General features: G+C 70.5%; 19 protein-coding genes and 1 pseudogene. 9 read left to right on the top strand and 11 right to left on the bottom strand.

The window, feature by feature from the left end:
- Nucleotides 1-25: 25 nt before the first annotated feature.
- Both ACZ7NC_RS14690 and ACZ7NC_RS14685 read right to left on the bottom strand, forming a co-directional pair.
- Entirely contained in the window at nucleotides 26-847 is an 822-nt protein-coding gene (locus ACZ7NC_RS14690; protein ID WP_471488192.1) for an ABC transporter permease, read from the bottom strand.
- Nucleotides 844-1,950, bottom strand: coding sequence for an ATP-binding cassette domain-containing protein (locus tag ACZ7NC_RS14685; protein ID WP_471488190.1), 1,107 nt, complete (start codon nucleotides 1,948-1,950; stop codon nucleotides 844-846). The genes ACZ7NC_RS14690 and ACZ7NC_RS14685 overlap by 4 nt, the downstream gene beginning before the upstream one ends.
- On the opposite strand from ACZ7NC_RS14685, the gene ACZ7NC_RS14680 reads away from it, so the two are divergent.
- Nucleotides 1,895-2,686 carry a TetR/AcrR family transcriptional regulator gene (locus tag ACZ7NC_RS14680; RefSeq protein WP_471488188.1) on the top strand — a complete coding sequence of 264 codons (792 nt, stop codon included), beginning with the start codon at nucleotides 1,895-1,897 and terminating at the stop codon, nucleotides 2,684-2,686. The two genes, ACZ7NC_RS14685 and ACZ7NC_RS14680, sit on opposite strands and share 56 nt — an antisense overlap.
- Before the next feature lie 21 nt (nucleotides 2,687-2,707).
- Here the strand turns inward: ACZ7NC_RS14680 and ACZ7NC_RS14675 are convergent, their stop codons facing one another.
- On the bottom strand, nucleotides 2,708-3,682 hold the full coding sequence (locus ACZ7NC_RS14675) for a WD40 repeat domain-containing protein (RefSeq protein ID WP_471488186.1): 975 nt from the start codon (nucleotides 3,680-3,682) through the stop codon (nucleotides 2,708-2,710).
- A gap of 127 nt (nucleotides 3,683-3,809) precedes the next feature.
- Between ACZ7NC_RS14675 and ACZ7NC_RS14670 the strand changes: the two genes are divergently transcribed.
- From ACZ7NC_RS14670 to ACZ7NC_RS14660, 3 genes and pseudogenes are all read left to right on the top strand, one after another.
- Nucleotides 3,810-4,475 (top strand): SGNH/GDSL hydrolase family protein, encoded by a 666-nt coding sequence (locus tag ACZ7NC_RS14670; protein ID WP_471488184.1) that lies wholly within the window; start codon nucleotides 3,810-3,812, stop codon nucleotides 4,473-4,475.
- A 441-nt stretch (nucleotides 4,476-4,916) separates the two neighbouring features.
- A pseudogene (locus ACZ7NC_RS14665) lies at nucleotides 4,917-5,312 on the top strand (helix-turn-helix domain-containing protein); the annotation flags it as partial.
- A gap of 30 nt (nucleotides 5,313-5,342) precedes the next feature.
- On the top strand, nucleotides 5,343-6,335 hold the full coding sequence (locus ACZ7NC_RS14660) for an aldo/keto reductase (protein WP_471488182.1): 993 nt from the start codon (nucleotides 5,343-5,345) through the stop codon (nucleotides 6,333-6,335).
- Nucleotides 6,336-6,466: 131 nt separating this feature from the next.
- On the opposite strand, the gene thpR is transcribed toward ACZ7NC_RS14660, so the two are convergent.
- Nucleotides 6,467-7,039: an RNA 2',3'-cyclic phosphodiesterase gene (gene thpR / locus ACZ7NC_RS14655; RefSeq protein ID WP_471488180.1), complete on the bottom strand. Its 573-nt coding sequence runs from the start codon at nucleotides 7,037-7,039 to the stop codon at nucleotides 6,467-6,469.
- Nucleotides 7,040-7,064: 25 nt separating this feature from the next.
- Here thpR and ACZ7NC_RS14650 point away from each other — a divergent pair, with 25 nt between their 5' ends.
- The gene (locus tag ACZ7NC_RS14650) at nucleotides 7,065-7,583 is read left to right on the top strand and encodes a GNAT family N-acetyltransferase (RefSeq protein ID WP_471488178.1); all 519 of its coding nucleotides are present in this window, start codon (nucleotides 7,065-7,067) and stop codon (nucleotides 7,581-7,583) included.
- Between the two features lie 109 nt (nucleotides 7,584-7,692).
- Nucleotides 7,693-8,280, top strand: a complete 588-nt coding sequence (locus ACZ7NC_RS14645; RefSeq protein ID WP_471488176.1) for a Uma2 family endonuclease — start codon at nucleotides 7,693-7,695, stop codon at nucleotides 8,278-8,280.
- 15 nt (nucleotides 8,281-8,295) lie between these two features.
- On the opposite strand, the gene ACZ7NC_RS14640 is transcribed toward ACZ7NC_RS14645, so the two are convergent.
- Both ACZ7NC_RS14640 and ACZ7NC_RS14635 read right to left on the bottom strand, forming a co-directional pair.
- Nucleotides 8,296-9,570 carry an MFS transporter gene (locus ACZ7NC_RS14640; RefSeq protein ID WP_471488174.1) on the bottom strand — a complete coding sequence of 425 codons (1,275 nt, stop codon included), beginning with the start codon at nucleotides 9,568-9,570 and terminating at the stop codon, nucleotides 8,296-8,298.
- Nucleotides 9,571-9,672: 102 nt separating this feature from the next.
- The gene (locus tag ACZ7NC_RS14635; protein ID WP_093904463.1) at nucleotides 9,673-10,110 is read right to left on the bottom strand and encodes a MarR family winged helix-turn-helix transcriptional regulator; all 438 of its coding nucleotides are present in this window, start codon (nucleotides 10,108-10,110) and stop codon (nucleotides 9,673-9,675) included.
- A 118-nt stretch (nucleotides 10,111-10,228) separates the two neighbouring features.
- Here ACZ7NC_RS14635 and ACZ7NC_RS14630 point away from each other — a divergent pair, with 118 nt between their 5' ends.
- Entirely contained in the window at nucleotides 10,229-10,411 is a 183-nt protein-coding gene (locus ACZ7NC_RS14630; RefSeq protein ID WP_471488171.1) for a ribbon-helix-helix protein, CopG family, read from the top strand.
- A 6-nt stretch (nucleotides 10,412-10,417) separates the two neighbouring features.
- Here ACZ7NC_RS14630 and ACZ7NC_RS14625 read toward each other — a convergent pair whose 3' ends face one another.
- Nucleotides 10,418-11,869 (bottom strand): NCS2 family permease, encoded by a 1,452-nt coding sequence (locus ACZ7NC_RS14625; RefSeq protein ID WP_471488169.1) that lies wholly within the window; start codon nucleotides 11,867-11,869, stop codon nucleotides 10,418-10,420.
- A 118-nt stretch (nucleotides 11,870-11,987) separates the two neighbouring features.
- On the opposite strand from ACZ7NC_RS14625, the gene ACZ7NC_RS14620 reads away from it, so the two are divergent.
- Both ACZ7NC_RS14620 and ACZ7NC_RS14615 read left to right on the top strand, forming a co-directional pair.
- Nucleotides 11,988-12,284 (top strand): DUF2530 domain-containing protein, encoded by a 297-nt coding sequence (locus ACZ7NC_RS14620; RefSeq protein ID WP_471488167.1) that lies wholly within the window; start codon nucleotides 11,988-11,990, stop codon nucleotides 12,282-12,284.
- A gap of 103 nt (nucleotides 12,285-12,387) precedes the next feature.
- The gene (locus tag ACZ7NC_RS14615) at nucleotides 12,388-14,784 is read left to right on the top strand and encodes a cation-translocating P-type ATPase (RefSeq protein WP_471488165.1); all 2,397 of its coding nucleotides are present in this window, start codon (nucleotides 12,388-12,390) and stop codon (nucleotides 14,782-14,784) included.
- A gap of 95 nt (nucleotides 14,785-14,879) precedes the next feature.
- Here the strand turns inward: ACZ7NC_RS14615 and ACZ7NC_RS14610 are convergent, their stop codons facing one another.
- From ACZ7NC_RS14610 to ACZ7NC_RS14595, 4 genes are all read right to left on the bottom strand, one after another.
- Nucleotides 14,880-15,791, bottom strand: coding sequence for a hypothetical protein (locus tag ACZ7NC_RS14610; protein WP_471488163.1), 912 nt, complete (start codon nucleotides 15,789-15,791; stop codon nucleotides 14,880-14,882).
- Nucleotides 15,792-15,983: 192 nt separating this feature from the next.
- The gene (locus tag ACZ7NC_RS14605) at nucleotides 15,984-16,742 is read right to left on the bottom strand and encodes a calcium-binding protein (protein ID WP_471488161.1); all 759 of its coding nucleotides are present in this window, start codon (nucleotides 16,740-16,742) and stop codon (nucleotides 15,984-15,986) included.
- A gap of 171 nt (nucleotides 16,743-16,913) precedes the next feature.
- Nucleotides 16,914-20,063: a sacsin N-terminal ATP-binding-like domain-containing protein gene (locus tag ACZ7NC_RS14600; RefSeq protein WP_471488159.1), complete on the bottom strand. Its 3,150-nt coding sequence runs from the start codon at nucleotides 20,061-20,063 to the stop codon at nucleotides 16,914-16,916.
- Nucleotides 20,064-20,184: 121 nt separating this feature from the next.
- Nucleotides 20,185-21,264 carry an endonuclease/exonuclease/phosphatase family protein gene (locus ACZ7NC_RS14595; protein ID WP_471488157.1) on the bottom strand — a complete coding sequence of 360 codons (1,080 nt, stop codon included), beginning with the start codon at nucleotides 21,262-21,264 and terminating at the stop codon, nucleotides 20,185-20,187.
- Nucleotides 21,265-21,328: the final 64 nt, after the last annotated feature.

Below are 21,328 nucleotides of genomic sequence, written 5' to 3'. Positions count from 1 at the left end.
CATGGACACGTCAAGGACTACGACGTCACCGGCTGAGCTTCTGGAACCTCCGCACCGCCAGCGGCAGGAAGATCGCCGTAAGGATGACCGGCCACACCCCCGCCATCAGCAGCGCGTGCTGCTCGACCCAGGAGTCCCCGCCCCCGGCCGGCGTGCCGAACAGCTCGCGGCTGGCCGCGGCCGTGGACGAGATCGGGTTCCAGGCCGCAACCCAGCCCAGCCAGTCGGGCATCAGCTGAGGCGCGACGAAGATGCTGGAGATCATCGTGAGCGGGAAGGCGACGGCGAACAGACCTCCGGCGGCCTCCGGGTTGGGGACCAGCAGGCCCAGCCACACCCCGATCCAGATCAGCGCGAACCGCAGCCACAGCAGCAGCCCGAACGCGCCGAGGAAGCCGAGCCCGCCGTCCGGGCGCCAGCCCATCGCGAAGGCCGTCAGCATCATGATCGCCAACTCCGCGCAGGCGCCGATCAGATCGGTGATCCCGCGCCCGGCGACCACCGCGGACGAGGCCATCGGCATGGAACGGAACCGGTCGATGACGCCCTTGGTGGAGTCGTGGACGACGAGCGTGGCGGTGTTGATGAAGCCGAACGCCATCGTCATCACGAACATGCCCGGCATCAGGAAGTCCTTGTAGTCCCCGCCGCCGGGCACCTTCATCGCGCTGCCGAAGACATAGCCGTAGAGGAGGACGGACAGGATCGGGAAGCCCAGCTGCCAGGCGATGTTGACCGGTTGGCGCTGGTAGTGGGTCAGGCCGCGGCGGACGATGTTCCAGACGTCGGCGAGGGTCCAGTACAGGCGGCTGCGCGTGGCCGCGACGGTCAGGTCCACGGCGGTCATGCGGCGGCCTCCTTCTCGGTCTTCTCGGTGCGGTGTCCGGTCAGGCGCAGGAACACGTCGTCGAGGCTGGGCCTGCGCAGCCCGATGTCCTCGACCTGGACGCCCTCGTCCTGGAGGGTCCGCGCGACCTCGGTCAGGGCGGACACCCGGTCGGTGACCGGGGCGTGCACCCGCGACTCCTCCTCGTCCGCCTCGGGTTCGCCGTCCGAGACACGGGCGACCACCTTCACCACACGCGGGATGTCGGACCGCTCGGCGACCACGACCTCGACACGGTCGCCGCCGACGAGGTTCTTCAGCCCGTCGGGGGTGTCGTCCGCGATGGCCCGCCCCTGGTCGATGACGGTGATCCGCGAGGCCAGCTTGTCGGCCTCCTCCAGGTACTGCGTGGTCAGCAGCACGGTGGTGCCGCCCGCCACCAACGCCCTTACCGATTCCCACACTTCGCCGCGGCTGCGGGGGTCGAGTCCCGTCGTCGGCTCGTCGAGGAAGAGCACCGCCGGGGCGAGGATCATGGAGGCGGCGAGGTCGAGGCGGCGCCGCATGCCGCCGCTGTACTTGCCGACGCCCTTGTCGGCGGCGTCGGTCAGGTCGAACTGCTCGAGCAGTTCGGTGGCGCGCAGCTTGGCCCGCCTGCCGCCCAGGTGGAAGAGCCGGCCGAACATCTCCAGGTTCTGCCGGCCGGTGAGCACCTCGTCCACGGCGGCGTACTGGCCAGTGAGTCCGATCCGCGCCCGCACCTCGCGCGACTGCCGGGCCACGTCCAGACCGGCCACCGTCGCCCGGCCGCCGTCCAGCCTGATCAGTGTGGACAGGATGCGCACGGCCGTGGTCTTGCCGGCGCCGTTCGGGCCCAGCAGCCCGTGCACCGTCCCCTCACGGACAGCCAGGTCGAAGCCGTCGAGCGCGCGCTTCTCGCCGTAGCGCTTCTCCAGCCCCTCGGCTCGTACCGCGTATCCGTCGTCCCCCTTTCGGTAATTGAGTACACCGTACCCGATTGCGCGTACACCGTACCCAGTTTTTTCGGCAGGACTTAAGCTGAACCGCATGACGAGCGGCAAGGGCGGCACCAGCGGTACGGAGACCAGCGGCAGCGGCGACATCGTCCGCACGCTGGAGCTGCTGTGGGACACGGGCCGACGGCCCAGCCGCGGGCCCAAGCCGGCTCTCACCCTGGACCAGATCGTGGAAGCGGCCGTCCGGGTCGCGGACGCCGAGGGCCTGGAGTCCGTCTCGATGCGCCGGGTCGCCGCCGAGCTGGGCACCGGCACGATGTCGCTGTACCGGTATCTCCCCGGCAAGGCCGAGCTGCTCGACCTGATGCTGGACCGCGTCCAGCGCCCCACCGAGAACCCGGCCGACCTGGGCGACGGCAGCTGGCGCTCGGCGCTGGCGGCGATGGGCCGCGCGACCCTCGACCTCTACCGCCGCCACCCCTGGCTGCTCCAGGTCAACCAGTCCCGCCCGATCCTCGGCCCGAGCGCCCTGGACGGCATGGAGAAGGTGCTCTCACGCATCCGCCCGATGGGCCTGAGCGACCCCGAGCTGGTCTCCGCGATCATCATGATCGACGGCTATGTCGTCGGGGCCGCGCGCACCCAGCTCTACCAGCGGGAGGCGGAACGCCGAACCGGCCTGACGGACCTGGAGTTCTGGCAGGCCCAGTCCCCCATGCTGGAGAAGGTCATGGCCTCCGGCCGCTACCCCCTCCTCGCCTCCCTCGACGAGAACACCTGGGGCCCCGACTTCGACCACTTCGAGTTCGGCCTGCAACGGATCCTGGACGGCCTTGAGGTCTTCGTCGCCCGGCGGGCGGAGGAACGTGGCGGGGAGGGCTGACACGCTCCCCGCCCCGGCGCCTCACCTGCGGCGCAACAGCCTGCGCAGTCCGAGCAGGACGACACCCGCGACGACCACCGCCACCGCGCCGACCTTGATGTCGCCGGTCGAGCCGCCGTCGCCACCGTCGTCCGAGGAGGCCGAACTCCCGTTGCCCGAGGACGAGTCGGAGGACCCCCCACCCCCGGGGGCGTCCTCGGCCACGACGGTGCTGCCCGCGCCCTCCATGCCGAGCATGAGCTTGCTGCCGTCGGGCGAGTAGCTGGCGGACTCGCCCTGGCCCAGCGGGACGTTGATGCGCTCCAGCCGCTTGAGCTTGCCGCCGTTCCAGTCGTACGCGATGCCGCCGAGGTATCCGCGCACGGCGAGCGTCCCGCCGTCCGGGGAGAACGCGGCGTCGGTGGCCCACAGGTCCACGGGGGTGGTGGGCTTGAAGACGTTCGTGCCCGACGAGGAGAGCTCGGCCGGTCCCTCGTACAGATGCCCGCCTTCCTCGTGCTTGTCGATGATGTAGACCCGGCCGGTCCTCGGGTGCACGACCATCGACTCGGCGTCGCGGGTGCCGTCGGAGTACTTCACGACGTACTGCGTGGCACGGATCGTCTGGTCCTTCAGCGTCCTGGGCTCGGGCAGGCGGTAGATCCAGACGTACGGCCACTGCACGCCGTCGTTGTCGCCGATGTCGCCGACCCAGATCTCGTTCCCCGGCCCGATGGAGATCGCCTCCACGTCACGCGGGGTGCCCACGCCCGTCATGGTGATCGTCGCGACCGTCTCGCCGGTGCCGCTGTCCACGGCGTAGAGGTAGGCGCCCTTGTCCTGGTCGTTGTGCGTCCAGTAGATGCCCGGGTGCTGTCGTGAGGCGGCGAGGCCGCTGGACTCCGTGATCCGCGGGTCCTTGATCGTGAAGTCCTCGTCGCCGTCGGCGGCGGAGGCGGGCAGGGTGAACGCAGCGGTGAGAAGGACCCCGGCGAGGATGGCTAGCGGTCGGCGCATGCCCCAAGCCTGCCATCCGGCCCGTGGGTTCGGAGGCCGGGCCGGACGGGGCGTCGGTCTAGGGGCGTGTCGGGGTTCACACCGCGCCGGGCGCTACCGAATGGTAGCGATCGTCCATCATGAGCGGATGCTCAGGTTCATGCCCGTCGGCGACTCCATGACCATCGGCAGCGCCGGCGAACACACATGGCGCTACCGCATGTGGCAGCACCTGCGTGAGACGTACGGCGGCCCCTTCGCCCTCGTCGGTCCGCGCGAGACGCTGTACGACAAGGCGATGGACGCTCCCACGTCGTACGAGTACGCCGACCCCGACTTCCCCCGTGCGCATCTGGCCGGCTGGGGCGAGGGCTGGCTGCACATGGCGCCGCTGATCGGCGAGGCGGTGCGGGGGTGCAGGGCGGATGTGCTGCTGGTGTCGCTGGGCCTGATCGACCTGGGCTTCTACACGGACGCCGAGCAGACGGCGCGGAACGTACGGGAGTTCGTGGCCGAGGCACGGTCGGCGAACCCGCGCGTGCGGATGGTCGTACTCCCCGTCATCCCGAACGTGCGCGCCGAGTCCGACCCGCCCTTCGCCGCCGAGGTCGCCCGCTTCAACGAGCTGCTGGCGAAGACGGTGGCGGACCTGGACGAGCCGCGCTCACCGCTTCTGCTGGCGTCCCCGCCACCGTCGTACGACATCCATCTCGACACGTACGACGGCACGCACCCGAACGCGAGCGGCGAGCACAAGATCGCGGAGGCGTACGCGGAGGCGATGTATCAGGCGTGGGGGCTGGGCGAGCCGTAAGACGACGTCTGAGGGCCGCCCGGTCGCGGCCGCCGGGGCGGACATGGCCGGGGCGTGCGGCGAAGAGCCCGGCGATCGTCTCCGGCACCAGCAGGGCGATCAGCACGCCGAGCGGCACGCGCCAGCCGTGGGTGGCGTCGTGCAGCACTCCCATGGCCAGCGGGCCGAGGCCGGCCAGCAGATAGCCCGTCGTCTGCGCCATCCCGGACAGGTCGGCGGCGGCCCGCGGGCCGTCCGTGCGCAGCCCGAGCAGCGTGATGGCCAGGGGGAAGGCGCTTCCGGTCGCCGCGCCGAGCAGGCACACCCACACCCAGCCCAGAGCGGGGGCGAGCAGCAGCCCCGCGAGGGAGAGCGCCTTGGTCACGATCACTGCCAGCACCAGGGTGCGCTCGCCGCGGCGGTCGCGGACCTGCTCGCCCGTGCCCGCGCGGCCACATCGCACCGCGGGCACAGTCCCAGTTCAGTGTGCCGCTGGAGCGGGTGTCCACGACCCGGCGCATCGAGGACCTCCGGCTGTACATCCGCAACCACATCGACGAGCGCCTCACCGTCGCGGACCTCGCCGCGCACGCCCATGTCAGCGACCGCCAGCTCACCCGCATCTTCAAGACCGAGCTGGAGACGACACCGCACGCCTACATCGAGTCGGCCCGGGTCGAGATGGCCGGCAACCTGCTGGAGACCACCGACGACACCCTGGAACGGATCGCCTCCGCATGCGGCTTCGGCACCGTCGACACCCTCATCCGGGCCTTCCACCGCCGCCGCGCCACGACCCCCAGCGAGTACCGGGCGAGGTTCCGCGGCCGCGGCGGCCCGTCTGGATCTCTTGCCTAGAGCGCACTCCACGTCGCTAGCGTGCACTTCATGAAGTACACGCAGCTCGGACGCACGGGACTCAAGGTCAGCCGGCTGGTCCTCGGCACCATGAACTTCGGCCCGCAGACCGACGAAGCGGACAGTCACGCGATCATGGACGCGGCGCTGGACGCGGGCATCAACTTCTTCGACACCGCCAACGTGTACGGCTGGGGCGAGAACAAGGGCCGTACCGAGGAGATCATCGGCAACTGGTTCGCCAAGAGCGCGGCCAACCGCGACAAGGTCGTCCTCGCCACCAAGGTGTACGCCAACATGGCCGCCGACGGCGAGGCCTGGCCCAACCACGACAAGCTGTCGGCGGTGAACATCCGACGGGCCGTGGACGCGTCGCTCAAGCGGCTGCGGACCGACCACATCGACGTCTACCAGTTCCACCACATCGACCGCGCCACCGGCTTCGACGAGATCTGGCAGGCCGTCGACGTCCTCGTCCAGCAGGGCAAGATCCTGTACGTCGGGTCCAGCAACTTCCCCGGCTACAAGATCGCCCAGGCCAACGAGACCGCCGCCCGGCGCGGCGGCACCATCGGCCTGGTCAGCGAGCAGTGCCTGTACAACCTCTTCGAGCGCCGCGCCGAGATGGAGGTCATCCCGGCCGCGCGGGACTACGGCCTCGGCGTCATCCCGTGGTCGCCGCTGCACGGCGGACTGCTCGGTGGCGTCATCAAGAAGGAGGTCGAGGGCGGCCGGCGCAGCTCCGGGCGGGCCGCCGAGTCCCTCGCCGACCCGGCCGTACGCGGGAAGATCCAGGCGTACGAGGACCTGCTCGACAAGCACGGTCTGGAGCCCGGCGAGGCCGCCCTGGCCTGGCTGCTCACCCGCCCCGGCGTGACCGGCCCGATCGTCGGCCCGCGCACCGCCGGGCAGCTGGAGTCCGCGCTGCGGGCGTCCGAGCTGGAGCTGAGCGAGGAGCTGCTGTCCGGGCTGGACGAGATCTTTCCGGGTCCGGGGCCGTCCCCGGAGGCCTTCGCCTGGTAGGCGGTCGTGCGGGCGCGGCAGTGGCCCTCGGTCACCTACCGAGGGCCGCCGCCAGCGCCACGAGCACGAACATCAGCACAAGCGCACCGGCCATGATCCGGTTCCGGGTTTTCGGGTCCACGTGGACGAGCCTAACCGGCCCCGGTGAGCGGTCGACGGGCGACCGCCTCGTACCGGGGCTGCTCGCCCGCGACCCCGGACCTCGGCAGATGGCTGCGCATCAGCACCAGCTCGTCCACCGTCCATGTCCGGCTGGTGAACTCGTCGAGGGCGGCGACATACGGCCGTACCTCCACCGCCGACCGGCTCCTCGCCACCGTCAGGTGCGCCTTGTAGCGCCGGTGCTCCCCCATCGGCACCCCGGCCTTGCGCGCCGCCGCCTCACTGCGGTCCGCCAGCAGCCGCAGGGTCGCCAGGTCCCCCTCCGCGCCCGTCCACAGCGCACGTCCGTGCCCGAACTGCCCGCCACGGCTCAGCGCCAGCGGGAACGGCGGCGTACGGTGCGCGGCGCGCTCCAGGCGGGCCGACAGGTCGGGTACGAGGTCGTCGTCGACCTCGCCGTAGAAGGCGAGGGTGAAGTGCCAGCCGGGGCGGCCGGTCCAGCGCAGCGCGTCCGCGCCGGGCAGCTTCTTCAACTCGGCGATCTCGGCGGCCAGTTCACGAGTCACGTCCTCGGGCGGCAGCACGGCGGCGAAGAGTCTCATGGGTCCAGCCTGGCATCATGAGGCGATGACGATCACCATCAGGGAAGGCGGGCGCGACGACCTCCCCGCGATACTCGGCATGCTCGACAGCTGCGTGGAGTGGCTGGTCGCGCAGGGGCGGCCAGGACAGTGGGGCACGAAGCCGCTGTCCGAGAACCCCGGGGTCGCTCAGTCGGTGACCCGTGACATGGACGAGGGCACCGCCTTCATCGCCGAGGTCGACGGCGTGCCCGCCGCCACCCTCACCCTCACCGCCGCTCCCGGCGCCTCCCTCTCCCACCTCCCGCCGCCCGGCGAACCCGAGCGCTACATCCACTGGCTCGCCTCCGACCGCCGCTTCAAGGGCGTCGGCGTGGGCAGCGCCCTGCTCGCGCACGCCGTCGAGGTGACCCGGCGGGCGGGTGTCTCGCTGCTGCGGGTGGACTGCTACGCGGGCGACGACGGCAGGCTGGTCCGCTACTACGAGGCGCATGGCTTCGTCCGCACCGAGACCTACACGGGCAAGGACGACTGGCCGGGGCAGGTGCTGGCGCGGCGGCTCTAGTCCTCGCGGGCCGCGAGAGTGGCCATGGCCACACGTGTCCCGGTCACCGTGCGTATCGTTGTACTGCGCGGCTGTACTCGTCCGGGGGCAGCCGGGGAGGAGCGCCACGATGACCGTCCTTGACGACAGGATCGAGATGGCCGAGGACTGCGGCGAGCTGACTCTGGACGTCCTGTTCGAGTGGCTCGAGAAGATGCCCATCCCCGAGGGAACGAAAGTTGAGATCGTCGGGGGGAACATCTTCATGTCACCGCAGCGGCAGACCCACTTTGAGATCGCTTTCGACATCCTGGAGCAGCTGCGCGCCAAGTACCCGCGCAAGCGGCTGGCCTCGGACGTGCGGATCGACTTCCCCGGGCATCTGAACGGCTATGCCTCTGACGTGGTGGCCATGGCCGAGCGGTCGGTGAAGGACGGCAAGGGCCGCTGGCGTTATCAGGACGTCGAATTCGTGGCCGAGGTCATCTCCAAGGACACGGCGGCCAACGACTACGGCCCGAAGAAGGACGTCTACGCCGCGGCCGAAGTGCCGGTGTACCTGGTCGTGGACCCGTACACCGGCGAGTGGCATCTCCACACCATGCCGAAGGACGGCAAGTACCACAGCCACGTCAGCTTCTCCTTCGGGGAGGACATCGACCTGACGGGTACGGCGGTCGGCCTCGTCCTGAAGACCGACGAGTTCCCCCAGGACTGACGCGCCTCCCCGCCCCTACGCCACCGTCGCCAGCTCCTCCTCCCGCTCCCTCGGCACGAACCGCACCTGCGGATGACCGTCGTTCCAGCCGACCGACAGGCGCAGGCCGCCGAGGCGGGCCAGGACCAGGGCGATGGTGACTGCCGCGGCGGCGGTGATCGCACCACCCACCGCCAGGCCCGCCCGGACGCCGTACGCGTCCGTGACCCAGCCGGCGATCGGCGCGCCCAGTGGGGCGCCGCCCATGAAGACCATCATGTACAGGGCCATCACGCGCCCCCGCATGGCCGGGTCCGTGGTCATCTGGATGCTGCTGTTGGCGGTGACGTTCACCGTCATGCCGAACATGCCGATGGGGACCATGAGCAGGGCGAACAACCACAGGGAGGGGGCGAGCGCGGCAACCATCTCCATCGCGCCGAACGCCACCGCCCCCGCGATCAGCACCCGCATCCGGGCCGTACCGCGCCGGGCCGCGAGCAACGCGCCCGCCAGGGAGCCGACCGCCATCAGCGTGTTGAAGAGGCTGTAGGAACCCGCGCCCGCGTGGAAGACGTCGTCGGCGAAGGCCGACAGGTAGACCGGGAAGTTGAAGCCGAAGGTGCTGACGAACCCCGCGAGGACGATGGTCCAGATCAGCTCCGGGCGTCCGGCGACGTACCGCAGGCCCTCCCGCAGCTGGCCCTTGCCGCGCGGGGCGCGCTGGACCGGGTACAGCTCACGCGCCCGCATCAGCAGCAGTCCGGCGATCGGCGCGACGAAGGACAGGCCGTTGGCGAGGAACGCCCAGCCCGTGCCGACACCGGTGATCATCAGGCCGGCCACGGCGGGGCCGACCAGACGGGCCGACTGGAAGTTCGCGGAGTTCAGGCTGACCGCGTTCTGGAGCTGGTCGGGGCCGACCATCTCGGAGACGAAGGACTGGCGGGCCGGGTTGTCGACGACCGTGGCGAGGCCTACGGCGAAGGCGGCCAGGTAGACGTGCCAGACCTGGACGTTGCCGGTGAGGGTGAGGACGGCCAGCGCGGTGCCGCTGAACGCCATCGACGTCTGGGTGACGAGCAGTGTGCGGCGCTTGGGCAGCCGGTCGACGAGGACGCCGCCGTAGAGGCCGAAGAGCAGCATCGGCAGGAACTGGAGGGCCGTCGTGATGCCGACCGCGGTGGCGGAGCCGGTGAGGCTGAGCACCAGCCAGTCCTGGGCGATGCGCTGCATCCAGGTGCCGGTGTTGGAGACGACCTGTCCGAGGAAGAACAGGCGGTAGTTCCTGACCCTCAGCGAGCTGAACATCGAGGACTTGCGGGGGACAGAGGTAGAAGGAGTGGTCGGTGCGGGTGCGGAAGCTGCTCCGGGTCCCGAACTCAAAAGCGTTCGCCTCCTCGCGGTGACTGCTTACAGGTGTGCGAGCTTCTCCAGCACGGGGGCGGCGGCGCGCAGTTTCGCCCACTCGTCCTCGTCGAGGCCCTCGACCAGGGTGGCCAGGAAGGCGTTGCGCTTGCGGCGGCTCTCCTCGAGCATCGCCTCGGCCTGCTCCGTCTTCGTGACGACCTTCTGGCGCCGGTCCTCGGGGTGCGGCTCCAGGCGGACCAGTCCCTTGGACTCCAGCAGCGCGACGATGCGGGTCATCGACGGTGGCTGTACGTGCTCCTTGCGGGCCAGCTCACCGGGGGTGGCCTTGCCGCAGAGGGAGAGGGTGCCCAGGACCGACATCTCGGTCGGGCTCAGCGACTCGTCGACCCGCTGGTGCTTGAGCCGGCGCGACAGTCGCATCACGGCGGAGCGCAGGGAGTTCACGGCGGCAGCGTCGTCGCCATGGGTAAGGTCCGACATCTCTTTAGAGTAACTCATTACCCTGACTAAAGACCACCAGGGGCAATATCACTCATCCGGGTGATCCGGTGGCGAAACGTGACGCGCCGAGCCTGCGGGTACCGCAACCCTCGTGTCCATGGGGACCAGCGTGCTCAGCCTGCGGATAGACCACGAGCTGCTCGAACGACTCAAGGAGCATGCGGCGAAAAGAGGAATGAGCGTCCAGGACTACGTCGTCCGGACGCTCATCCGCGATGACTTCGACGAGCGGTTCCAGACCGCCGTCGACGAGACCGAGAAGTTCTACGGCCTTGCTTGATTCCGGCTACGTCAGTCCCAGCGCCGGCATCAGGTAGTAGAACGTGAAGACGGCGGCCACGACGTACATCGCCACCGGCACCTCCCGGCCCCGCCCGGCGGCCAGGCGCAGCACCGCGAAGGTGATGAAGCCCATGCCGATGCCGTTGGTGATCGAGTAGGTGAACGGCATCATCACCATCGTCACGAAGGCCGGGATCGAGACCGTGTAGTCGGCCCAGTCGATCTCCTTGACGGAGTTCGCGAGGATCAGGAAGCCGACCGCGAGCAGGGCCGGGGTGGCCGCCTGGGACGGGACCATCGTGGCGACCGGCGTCAGGAAGAGCGCCACGCCGAAGAGGGCACCGGTGACGACGTTCGCGAATCCGGTACGGGCGCCCTCGCCGACGCCGGCCGTGGACTCCACGAAGGCGGTGGTGGCCGAGGAGGAGCTGGCGCCGCCCGCCGCGACGGCGAGGCCGTCCACGAACAGGACCTTGTTGATGCCCGGCATCTGGCCCTGGCCGTCGGTCAGCTTCGCCTCGTCGCTGACGCCCATGATCGTGCCCATGGCGTCGAAGAAGCAGGACAGCAGGACGGTGAAGACGAACAGGACGCCGGTCAGCGCGCCGACCTTGTCGAAGCCGCCGAACAGACTGACCTCGCCGATCAGACCGAAGTCGGGGCTGGCGACCGGGTTGCCGGGCCACTTGGGGGTCGTCAGACCCCAGGACGGCACGTTCGCCACCGCCTCGATGACGACGGCGAGCACGGTCATCGTGACGATCGAGATGAGGATCGCGCCGGGGACCTTGCGGACGATCAGCGCGAGGGTGAGCAGCACGCCGAGGATGAAGACCAGCACCGGCCAGCCGTTGAGGTGACCGTCGGCGCCGAGCTGGAGCGGGACCGTGGTCTGGGCGGCGTCCGGGATGCGGGAGACGAAGCCGGAGTCGACGAGGCCGATCAGCATGATGAACAGGCCGATGCCGATGGAGATGGCCTTGCGCAGGCTGTAGGGCACGGCGTTCATGACGCGCTCGCGCAGACCGGTGGCGACGAGCAGCATGACCACGAAGCCGGCCAGCACCACCATGCCCATGGCGTCCGGCCAGGACATCCGGGGCGCGAGCTGGAGCGCGACGACCGAGTTCACACCGAGACCGGCGGCGAGCGCGATCGGCACATTGCCGATGACGCCCATCAGCAGCGTGGTGAACGCCGCCGTCAGGGCGGTCGCGGTGACCAGCTGTCCGTTGTCCAGCTGGTGGCCGTACATGTCCTTCGCGCTGCCGAGGATGATCGGGTTCAGCACGATGATGTACGCCATCGCGAAGAAGGTGGCGAGACCGCCGCGGATCTCGCGGGGCAGGGTGCTGCCGCGCTCGGAGATCTTGAAGAAGCGGTCGAGTGCGCCGTAAGAGGGCCCGGCTCCCGGCTGTTCAGGGGTGGGGGCCTTGGCAGGAGCCGAGGTGGACATGCTTTTGGTGTTTCCTACGAATAGAAGTGGTCAGACACAAACCGTTTCAGTATGAACATATAAAGCCCCGAACGGCCATCTCCGCGCGTAGACCTGATCGCCTCGTAAGCTGTCCCCCATGGCCGGATTTTTCACGGGACCCATCAAGCACGAGGCGCCGGAGCCCCTGGAGGGACCCGTGGTCCCCACCATCGTCGGCGGCACGATCATCTGGTTCGTCCTGTTCGTCGTCCAGCTCCCCTTCTACGGCTGGTTCGAGGACCACGGCCACACCTGGTGGGTGTGGACCTGCCTGGCCGGCGCGGGTCTCGGCCTGATCGGCATCTGGTACGTCCGCAGGCGCGACGCGGCCATCAAGCGGGCGGCGGCCGTCGGGACGGCCCGGGAAACCACCGGCGAACCCCAGTCGTCCTGAGCCGGCGCGCCCTACAACCAGGGCACTAGACCCGTCCTCCCCAAGTCGGAACTTCCGCTCACTCAGCGGGTGAAGCCGTAAATCCGCACGTACCGTCGAATGCATGACGCATGCCGACGCGAGCGCCGAAGTGGACACCCCCGCGCAGCCCGTCCCCGTGCGGGTGGCGAAGGGCGGGCTCACCGCCGCCGAGGTGGCCGAGCGCGTCGCGCGCGGGCAGGTCAACGACATTCCGGTGCGCAGCAGCCGGTCGATGGGCGAGATCGTCCGCGCCAACGTCTTCACCCGGTTCAACGCGATCATCGGCGTGCTCTGGCTGATCATGCTGTTCGTCGCGCCGATCCAGGACAGCCTGTTCGGCTTTGTGATCCTCGCCAACACCGGCATCGGGATCGTCCAGGAGTGGCGGGCGAAGAAGACCCTCGACTCGCTCGCGGTGATCGGGGAGGCCCGGCCCATGGTGCGGCGGGACGGGGTCGCCGCCGGCGTCGGCACCTCGGAGATCGTGCTGGACGACCTGATGGAGATCGGGCCGGGCGACAAGGCCGTCGTGGACGGGGTGTGCGTCGAGGCCGACGGGCTGGAGATCGACGAGTCGCTGCTCACCGGCGAGGCCGATCCGGTCGTCAAGCGGCCGGGCGACCAGGTGCTGTCCGGCAGCTTCGTCGTCGCGGGCGGCGGCGCCTTCCAGGCCACCAAGGTCGGCCGCGAGGCCTACGCCGCCCAGCTCGCCGAGGAGGCCTCCCGCTTCACCCTCGTCCAGTCCGAGCTGCGCTCCGGCATCTCCATCATCCTCAAGTACGTGACATGGATGATGATCCCGGCCGCGATCGGCCTGATCGTCACCCAGCTGTTCGTGAAGAACAAGGACCTCGACGACTCCGTCGCCCGGACCGTCGGCGGCATCGTGCCCATGGTCCCCGAGGGGCTGGTGCTCCTCACCTCCGTCGCCTTCGCGATCGGCGTCATCCGGCTCGGCCGCCAGCAGTGCCTCGTCCAGGAACTCCCCGCCATCGAGGGCCTCGCCCGCGTCGACACCGTCTGCCTGGACAAGACCGGCACCCTCACCGAGGGCGGCATGGACGTCACCGAGCTCCGGCCCCTGGGCGGCAGCGACGAGGAGTACGTACGCAAGGTGCTCGGCGCCCTCGGCGAGTCCGACCCCCGCCCCAACGCCTCCCTCCAGGCCATCATCGACGCCTACCCCGACGCCGAGGACTGGCGCTGCACCGAGTCCCTGCCCTTCTCCTCCGCCCGCAAGTACAGCGGCGCCACCTTCAGCGAGGGCGACGGCGAGGCCAGTACCTGGCTGCTGGGCGCCCCCGATGTGCTGCTGCCCGCCGACGACCCGGCCCTGGCCGAAACCGATCGCCTCAACGAGCAGGGGCTGCGGGTGCTGCTGCTCGCCCGCGCCGACCGCGACCTCGACGATCCCGACGTGGCCGAGGGCGCCAAGCCCGCCGCCCTCGTCGTACTGGAACAGCGACTGCGGCCCGACGCCGCCGACACCCTGCGCTACTTCGCGGAGCAGAACGTCCGGGCCAAGGTGATCTCCGGGGACAACGCGGTGTCCGTGGGCGCGGTGGCGGACAAGCTGGGCCTGACCGGCACCACGGTCGACGCCCGCACCCTCCCCGGCGACCAGGACGCGATGGCGACCGCCCTCGACGACGCCACGGTGTTCGGGCGGGTCACCCCGCGGCAGAAGCGGGACATGGTGGGCGCGCTCCAGTCCCACGGGCACACCGTCGCCATGACCGGCGACGGCGTGAACGACGTCCTCGCGCTGAAGGACGCCGACATCGGCGTGGCGATGGGCTCGGGGTCGGAGGCGACCCGGGCCGTCGCGCAGATCGTGCTGCTGAACAACAGCTTCGCGACGCTGCCGTCGGTGGTGGCCGAGGGGCGCCGGGTGATCGGCAACATCACACGTGTGGCGACGCTGTTTCTCGTCAAGACGGTCTACTCGGTGCTGCTGGCACTGATGGTGGTGTTCTGGCAGGTGGAGTACCCGTTCCTGCCGCGCCATCTGACCCTGCTGTCCACCCTCACCATCGGCGTCCCGGCCTTCTTCCTGGCCCTCGCGCCCAACAAGGAGCGCGCGAAACCCCATTTCGTCCGGCGGGTCATGCGGTACTCGATCCCGGGTGGCGTGGTGGCGGGGGTCGCGACCTTCGGGACGTATCTGATCGCCCGGCACTACTACACGGGCGCGGGGGCGCTGGACGCCGAGACGAGCGTCGCCACGCTCACGCTCTTCCTGATCTCGATGTGGGTCCTGGCCATCATCGCCCGGCCGTACACCTGGTGGCGACTCGCGCTGGTGGCCGCGATGGGCCTCGGGTTCCTGCTGGTGCTGGTCGTGCCCTGGCTCCAGGAGTTCTTCGCGCTGAAGCTGGTCGGGATGACGATGCCGTGGATCGCGGTGGGGATCTCGGCGGGGGCGGCGGTCGCCCTGGAGGTCGCTTGGAAGTGGGTCGACCGCCGGTTCCCCGACTAGCCGCTGCGCTGGGCTTGAGCCGATGGAGCGCCGTGGGTCACTGCGGGTCCGTGGTGGCGGGTCGCGCAGTTCCCCGCGCCCCTCGCGGCGTCGTCCTAACGGACATCGACGAAGTCGCCCGCCGGAGTGGCTGCCGGAGTCGTCGTCGTGCCCGCGAAGGTGAAGCGGAAGTAGCCGTCCTCGGTGGCCGTGACGGTGGTCTTCAGGTTGCCCGTGGCGTTGGTCTTGACGGTCTTCACCGTCGTGTAGGTGTTGCTGTCCTTCTTGCGGAACTGGAGCTTCACGGGCTGCTCGACATAGCCGTTGTACGTGCCGCGGTCCCAGTTGGCGCGGGACAGCTTGCCGGTGACGGTGATGGTCTTGCCCTTGGCGACCGGCTCCGGGGAGGCGTTGACCGTCAGCTTCGAGGCGCGCTGCATCAGCGTGGTGCCGATACCGGCCTGGCTCTTGTAGCCGACCTTGGTGATGTCGAAGGTCTCGCCGGCCGGGTCCTGGCCGTTGAAGGCGGTGGCCTCCGCCGCGGCCCGCCAGGTGCCGGCGTCCGTGTTGCGGAGCTCGTGGCCGCCCGGGTAGACGTCGATCGTGCCCTTGCAGTTGGCGGTGGTCGCGGAGGTCGCGGTGCACTTGGCCGGCTTGTCGCCGTAGAGCATGTTGTCCGGCGCGGTGGCGGAGCCCCGGTAGAGAACGGGATCGGTGAGGAAGTCGGCGGCGGTGATGTCGACGTCCGCGCCGTGGGTCAGCGTGTACGTCACCGTCGTGGCGACGTGGCCGGTCGTACCGACCTTGACCGCCTTGGCGATCTTGAGGTTGGAGAAGCTGACGTTCAGGGCGTACGGCTTGCCCGCGGCCCTGCTCGACGCGGCGTGCGCGGCCTTGCGGACCTTCGCGACGTCGGCGTGGTAGGAGACGGCGGTGTCGTCGGCCTGGGCGGCCGGGACTGCGAGGGCGGAGAGGGCCATGGCGCCGGAGAGAGCGGAGACGGCGGCCACGGTGACTCTGATGCGCATGCGTTCCCCTGGTACGGAAAAGGGGCCCCGCTGGTCACGTCGGGGCCCGGTGGTCGTGGGGCCTGTTGACCCATGTGATCAGATACGCGCCCGGAGGTGGCGGTTGTCTCGTCGGCGGGAAATTTTCGTGACCTTGGTCACGAACCCCCGGACGGCGCCCGGGAGTTCGTGACACACGGCCCAGCGCGCGTCCTACTGCACGTCGACGAAGTCACCCGTGGCGTTGATCGCCGGAGTGGTCGTGGTGCCCGCGAAGCTGTAGCGGAAGTAGCCGTCGGTGGAGGCGGTGACGGTCGTCTTCAGGTCGCCCGTCGAGTTCGACGTGATGGTCTTCAGCGTGGTGTAGGTGGAGCTGTCCTTCTTGCGGAACTGCAGCTTCACCGACTGGTTGGTGTAGCCGTGGTACTGGAGGTCCTCCCAGTTCGCCCGGGAGAGCTTGCCGGTGACCGTGATGGTCCTGCCCTTCGTCACCGGCTCCGGCGAGGCGTTGACCGTCAGCTTGGAGGCGCGCTGGAACTTGAAGGAGCCCGCCTTCTCCTTCCAGACGAAGTCGCCGTCCTTGGCGTCGACCAGCGCGTCCACGTACCAGGTGCCGGCCGAGGCGTTGGTGAGGTAGTCGACCTTCGGGTCCACCAGGACCGAGGCGCTGCAGGTGGAGGTGGTGGCGCTGACCACCGTGCAGGTCGGCTTGCCGGTCGTGAGGAAGCCGAAGTCCGGGCCCGCCAGCGAGAACTCCTCGGCACTCTCGATGCCGCTGTCGTCCACCGCCGTCACGCTGACCTTGATGGTCTTCGCGACCGACGTGCCCACGGACACCATGTTGTCGCCGTCGACGACGACCTTGGTGATCGTCGTGTCGCCGACGCTGGAATCGGCGTGTGCGGCCGGCACGGCGAGGACGGAGAGGGCCAGGGCACCGGAGACGGCGGCCACGGTGGCTCGAATGCGCATGCGTTCCCCAGGAGGAGAAGGGGCCCTGCCGTGGTCGTTCCGTGCGGCTCGTCGCCGGCCGGGCCCAAGTGATCGTTGAGCCTGTTGGCTCGGGTGATCAGATCAACGACGCCCACGAATGGTTGTACGACAGGTGAAGAATATGTGAACGCCCCCTCCGGAGCGCAACGCCTAGTCGAACCACCGGTCCCGCGCCAGCTCCGCCGTCCTCGACGGGTCCTCCAGCAGCGCCGCCACCTCGAACCGTCGCGGCCACTGCCGTGCCGCCCAGGCGAGCCCGGCGGCGACGCCCTCCAGGGTCGAGGCGTGCAGGGCACCGTCGTTCGTGAGTCGCCAGTCGATCTCCACGCCGTCCACGACGAGTTCCTCGTGCTCGACATAGGACTCGGGAGTGCGCGCCCCCAGCAACACCCGCACCGACTCCGGTACGTCGTGCTCGGTGCCCTCGCTCGTGACCTCCCCGGTGACGGACTCGCTCAGCCGCCGCACCTGGAACAGCTCGGCCAGCTCGGCCGCACGCGCCGGCCGTACCGGAAGCAGCGGGACGCCCTCGGTGAAGGGCAGCAGGTCGGGCGAGTCGACGACCACCGCGTCCGCCGCGTCCACGACCTCGACCCGGCCGTCGACCACGGCCCGCAGCTCGTCCGGCAGGGTCACCTGCTCTGGGTCCAGGTCGGCCAGGGCGCCGTACAGGGCGTGCAGCTGGGCGGAGGTGACGGGGCGGTCCGGGTCGGCGAGGCGGTCGAGCAGCTCGGCGGCGCCGCCCGGCTCGTCGAGCAGCGCGGCGACGGAGGTGCGCACCCCGAGCGCCCGCAGCACCTGCTCGTCGTCGAACCCGGTCGCGTCGGCCTCGTCGTACAGACCGCGCAGCAGCGGGTCGCCGCCGGAGGCGAGCAGGCCCGCCGGGCGGCGGCCGTCCAGCACCGGGTTGCCCCGCAGCCACCATGCCGTGTAGGGCCGTACGACTTCATGGGTGCCGTCGGGCAGCAGGATCCGCACCTGCTGGGTCAGCGCGTCCCGCAGGGGCGGCTGGGCGAGCAGGGCGAGTGCCTGGGGCCACTTGTCGTCGTCCACCAGGTCCAGATCGCGTACGGCGATCAGCTCGGTGGCCACCGGCGGTACGGGCGTGTCCGGGAAGCGGTCCAGGATGTCCTCGCACCAGACGTCCACGGCGTCCAGCAGGCCCGCGTCGTCGGGTTCGGCGAAGTCGCCCTCGCGGGGCTCCAGTTCGTCCGGGTCGAGGACGACGTCCGTGGCGCGGACCAGCGCGAAGTTGGCGAGGACACCACACGCGGCGAGCGGCTGCTCCCCCCACTTCCGCGCCAACTCGGCGTCGACGGTGGCGAGTTCGCCCTCCCGCATGATCTGCGCGAAGGGGCTGCCGGGGAGGACCAGCTCACCGGCGGGGGCCAACTCACCCTCCTCGTCGGGCAGCGCGAGCGCACCCAGCCACGGCTCCTCACCGGGCTCCAGGCCCGCGTCCCGCACCAGCGCGAGTACGGTGTCGGCCAGTTCCTCGGCGTCCGGAGCCTCCTCCTCCCAGTTCACCCCGCCGTCGTCGTCGAGGGAGGCGGCGACGGCGGCGCGCACCTGGGGCGTGGTGAGGACCGCGCGGGGCGTGGCCGGAAGGGCGCCGAGCTTCTCCAGAAGCGGGTGGGCGGCCTCCGGGTGGGCGACCTTGAGACCGAGGCGGGCCAGGATCTCCGGGTCGATGCCGACGGCGTCGGGGGTGGGCAGCAGGATCTGCCGGGGGCCGATCGTCGTACGCCCGTCCGCCAACGGCACGGGCAGGCCGGACAGGCGGTCCGGGTCGACCCCGGCGAGGCTGTCGTAGAGCCGCCGCCACCAGCCGGGCTCCTTCTCCAGCCCGGCGAGGCGGTCGATCGCGTCGGTGAGCGGGAGGCGGGCGACGCCCAGGGTCCGCAGCTCCACCCGCCGTTCGAGCCCGGCGGGCAGCAGCGTGGGCAGCACCTCGGCCAGCACGCGCACGGTGTCGGCACCGGCGCCCTCGACGACCTCGGCGTCCCGGGGCCGGAGTGACTCGGGCAGTTCGGAGTCGGCCTCGCTCGGCTCGACGGCGTCCGGGTGGGAGGCGGCCGGGAGGGCGGGCGGGAGAAACTCGGTCCTGGGCAGGCGTTCCAGGATCGCCTGGCGCAGCGCCCCGTCCAGTTCGCCCTTGCCGAGCGGGCCGGGCACGAGGCCGATGATGCCCTCGCCCACCGGACGCCAGTCGGCGAGCAGTTCGGCGTACGCGTCCGCCGCGCGCTGCACCAGGAAGTCGGTCAGCGGGCCGGGGGCGGCGTGCCGGCGGGTGGTGTCGAGGGGGAAGGACGCGATGAGGAGGGCCGGGACACCGAGGGCTTCGTCGCTGGGCGTGGGCGCGTGGACGACGGGGGCGGTGCGGGGGCGGTCGGGCGTGCTGTCGGCGGCGTTGACGGGCACGGCCCAGGTGAGCGACCAGTGGGGGCGCAGCCGCTCCTCGACCGGGCGGTCGGCGAGGAGTTCGGGCGTGAGCGGGCCGTGGGCGGCGGACGTACGCCAGTGGGTGACACCGGCCAGGGAGTCCTCCACGACCGTGAAGGGGCCGTCGACCCGGCGGCGCAGCGTGCGCGGCTCGGCGTCGCCGACCTCGATCACGACCTCCTCCATGCCGGGAAGGGCGAGGAGCAGGGCGTCGTCGACGGCGTGCAGCAGCCGCTCGGCGAGATCGGCGGCGGCGGTGTCACGCAGCGGGAGGATGACGACGGTGTCGTACGGATCCGGGGCGGTGCCCTCGGCGGCGAACGGAAGCCGCAGGAGTGGGACGTGGCCGTCACGGCGCCGGATTTCGTCGCCCAGGCCGGGACTGTGCCGGGCGGTCTCTGTCGCAAGCTCGCGGGCCTCGGCGAGGGCCCACCGCACACCGCCGTGCCGTCCGACGACGGCGGGTTCGTCGGTGACGGCGAGGACGGCCGCGAACCCGACACCGAACCGCCCCACGGAGGCCGTGTCCCGCTTGGCGGAGGCACGCAGGGTGGACAGCGACTCGACACCGGCCGCGTCGAGGGGAGCTCCGGTGTTGGCGGCGACGAGAACACCCTCGCGGAGGGTGAGCCGAAGGCGTCCGGCCACCCCTGCCCGGGCGGCGGCGTCGGCGGCGTTCTGAGCGAGCTCGACCACGAGCCGGTCCCGGTACCCGCCGAGGACGAGGTCCTCCTCGGCGTTGGCGTCCTCCCGGAAACGGGCGGGGCTGGTCGCCCAGGCATCCAGCACTCCGCGACGCAGACGGGCCGTACCGAACGGGTCGGCGCCCTCGGCCGCGGGCCGCACGAACTTGCTCACGTTGACTCTCCTCATCGGCGTGATGATGAAGGTACCGCCGATGGGAGGTGCGTGCGATCAGCCCTGGCGCCTCCCGTGGGGGACCGGGAGCCCGGGCCGGATCCGGCGGCGAGCGAGGTGTTCACCAGCTGATACCGGCCGCCACCGGCAGGTGGTCGCTGCCGGTGGCCGGCAGTACCCACGAACTCCGCGGCTCCACGCCCCTGACCAGGATCTGGTCGATCCGGGCGACCGGGAACCTCGCCGGCCAGCTGAAGCCGAAGCCGTCCCCGGCGGCCTCCTGGGCCGAGCGCAGCCGCGAGGTGAGGTCGGTGAACGCACGGTCGTCCATGGTGCCGTTCAGATCGCCGAGCAGCACCACCCGCTCGTTGCGCTCGGCGGCGAGGGCCTCGGCGAGCGCCTGCGCGTTTCTGTCCCGGCTGTCCGTCCAGAAGCCGTTCCTGGGAAACACGCGTACGGATCCCAGGTGGGCCACGTACACCGCCAGCGGCCCGTGGTCCGTGACCACCGTGGTGCGCAGCGCACGGGCGTAGGCCTTCTTGACGTCGGCCGGTTTGGTGTCCGCCAGCGGCCCGGCGTCCTGCTTGATGTCGACCGGCCTGGTGTCCGACAGCGGCAGCTTGCTCCACAGCCCGACCGTGCCCTGCACCGTGTGGTGCGGGTACGGCTTCGCCAGCTCCTTCTCGTACGTGCCCCTGGCCTGCGCGGTCACCTCCACCAGGGCCAGCACGTCCGCGCCGGAGGCGGCCAGGTCGCGGGCGGTGCCGGCCGGGTCGGTGTTGTCGGCGTTCACGTTGTGCGTGGCCACGGTGAGATCGCTGTCCGGGTGGGACTTGTCGATGAGCAGCCCGCCGAAGAGGCTCAGCCACGTGATGACCGGCAGCAGCAGCGCGGCGACCGCGGAGGCGGAACGGCGCCACAGCGCCCCGGCCAGCAGCACCGGGATGAACAGACCGAACCACGGCAGGAAGGTCTCCACCAGGCTGCCGGGGTTCCCGTACCCGCTCGGGAGCATCGAGTGCAGCAGCATGATCAGGCCGAGCAGCAGCGCCAGCGCCGCGAGCAGCGGGCCGCGCTTCCAGGGCTCCGGCCGGGAGCCGCTGCGGATCGCCCGGCGGATGCGTGCGGTTCGTGGTGCCGGCGGAGGGCTTTGAGGACGGTGGCCGCGGGCCGCGTTGATCGCTGATGGGGTTCGCGTCATACCGCCAGTCAAGGCGGCGAGGCGTTGCCGGCATGTATGCGGTTTTCGATACGCCGACGATATG

The organism is Streptomyces sp. NPDC111802 (assembly GCF_055634335.1).
This window is presented reverse-complemented; position numbering and strand designations above follow the sequence as displayed.

What these genes read in the sequence shown, in the direction of transcription:
- ACZ7NC_RS14620 (WP_471488167.1), top strand. Translation starts at nt 11,988, where the DNA reads ATGGCCGGATTTTTCACGGGACCCATCAAGCACGAGGCGCCGGAGCCC.
- ACZ7NC_RS14690 (WP_471488192.1), bottom strand. Translation starts at nt 847, where the DNA reads ATGACCGCCGTGGACCTGACCGTCGCGGCCACGCGCAGCCGCCTGTAC.
- ACZ7NC_RS14680 (WP_471488188.1), top strand. Translation starts at nt 1,895, where the DNA reads ATGACGAGCGGCAAGGGCGGCACCAGCGGTACGGAGACCAGCGGCAGC.
- thpR (WP_471488180.1), bottom strand. Translation starts at nt 7,039, where the DNA reads ATGAGACTCTTCGCCGCCGTGCTGCCGCCCGAGGACGTGACTCGTGAA.
- ACZ7NC_RS14595 (WP_471488157.1), bottom strand. Translation starts at nt 21,264, where the DNA reads ATGACGCGAACCCCATCAGCGATCAACGCGGCCCGCGGCCACCGTCCT.
- ACZ7NC_RS14610 (WP_471488163.1), bottom strand. Translation starts at nt 15,791, where the DNA reads ATGCGCATCAGAGTCACCGTGGCCGCCGTCTCCGCTCTCTCCGGCGCC.
- ACZ7NC_RS14670 (WP_471488184.1), top strand. Translation starts at nt 3,810, where the DNA reads ATGCTCAGGTTCATGCCCGTCGGCGACTCCATGACCATCGGCAGCGCC.
- ACZ7NC_RS14645 (WP_471488176.1), top strand. Translation starts at nt 7,693, where the DNA reads ATGACCGTCCTTGACGACAGGATCGAGATGGCCGAGGACTGCGGCGAG.
- ACZ7NC_RS14615 (WP_471488165.1), top strand. Translation starts at nt 12,388, where the DNA reads ATGACGCATGCCGACGCGAGCGCCGAAGTGGACACCCCCGCGCAGCCC.
- ACZ7NC_RS14685 (WP_471488190.1), bottom strand. Translation starts at nt 1,950, where the DNA reads ATGTCGCCGCTGCCGCTGGTCTCCGTACCGCTGGTGCCGCCCTTGCCG.
- ACZ7NC_RS14660 (WP_471488182.1), top strand. Translation starts at nt 5,343, where the DNA reads ATGAAGTACACGCAGCTCGGACGCACGGGACTCAAGGTCAGCCGGCTG.
- ACZ7NC_RS14675 (WP_471488186.1), bottom strand. Translation starts at nt 3,682, where the DNA reads ATGCGCCGACCGCTAGCCATCCTCGCCGGGGTCCTTCTCACCGCTGCG.
- ACZ7NC_RS14650 (WP_471488178.1), top strand. Translation starts at nt 7,065, where the DNA reads ATGACGATCACCATCAGGGAAGGCGGGCGCGACGACCTCCCCGCGATA.
- ACZ7NC_RS14640 (WP_471488174.1), bottom strand. Translation starts at nt 9,570, where the DNA reads ATGTTCAGCTCGCTGAGGGTCAGGAACTACCGCCTGTTCTTCCTCGGA.
- ACZ7NC_RS14630 (WP_471488171.1), top strand. Translation starts at nt 10,229, where the DNA reads ATGGGGACCAGCGTGCTCAGCCTGCGGATAGACCACGAGCTGCTCGAA.
- ACZ7NC_RS14635 (WP_093904463.1), bottom strand. Translation starts at nt 10,110, where the DNA reads ATGTCGGACCTTACCCATGGCGACGACGCTGCCGCCGTGAACTCCCTG.
- ACZ7NC_RS14625 (WP_471488169.1), bottom strand. Translation starts at nt 11,869, where the DNA reads ATGTCCACCTCGGCTCCTGCCAAGGCCCCCACCCCTGAACAGCCGGGA.
- ACZ7NC_RS14605 (WP_471488161.1), bottom strand. Translation starts at nt 16,742, where the DNA reads ATGCGCATTCGAGCCACCGTGGCCGCCGTCTCCGGTGCCCTGGCCCTC.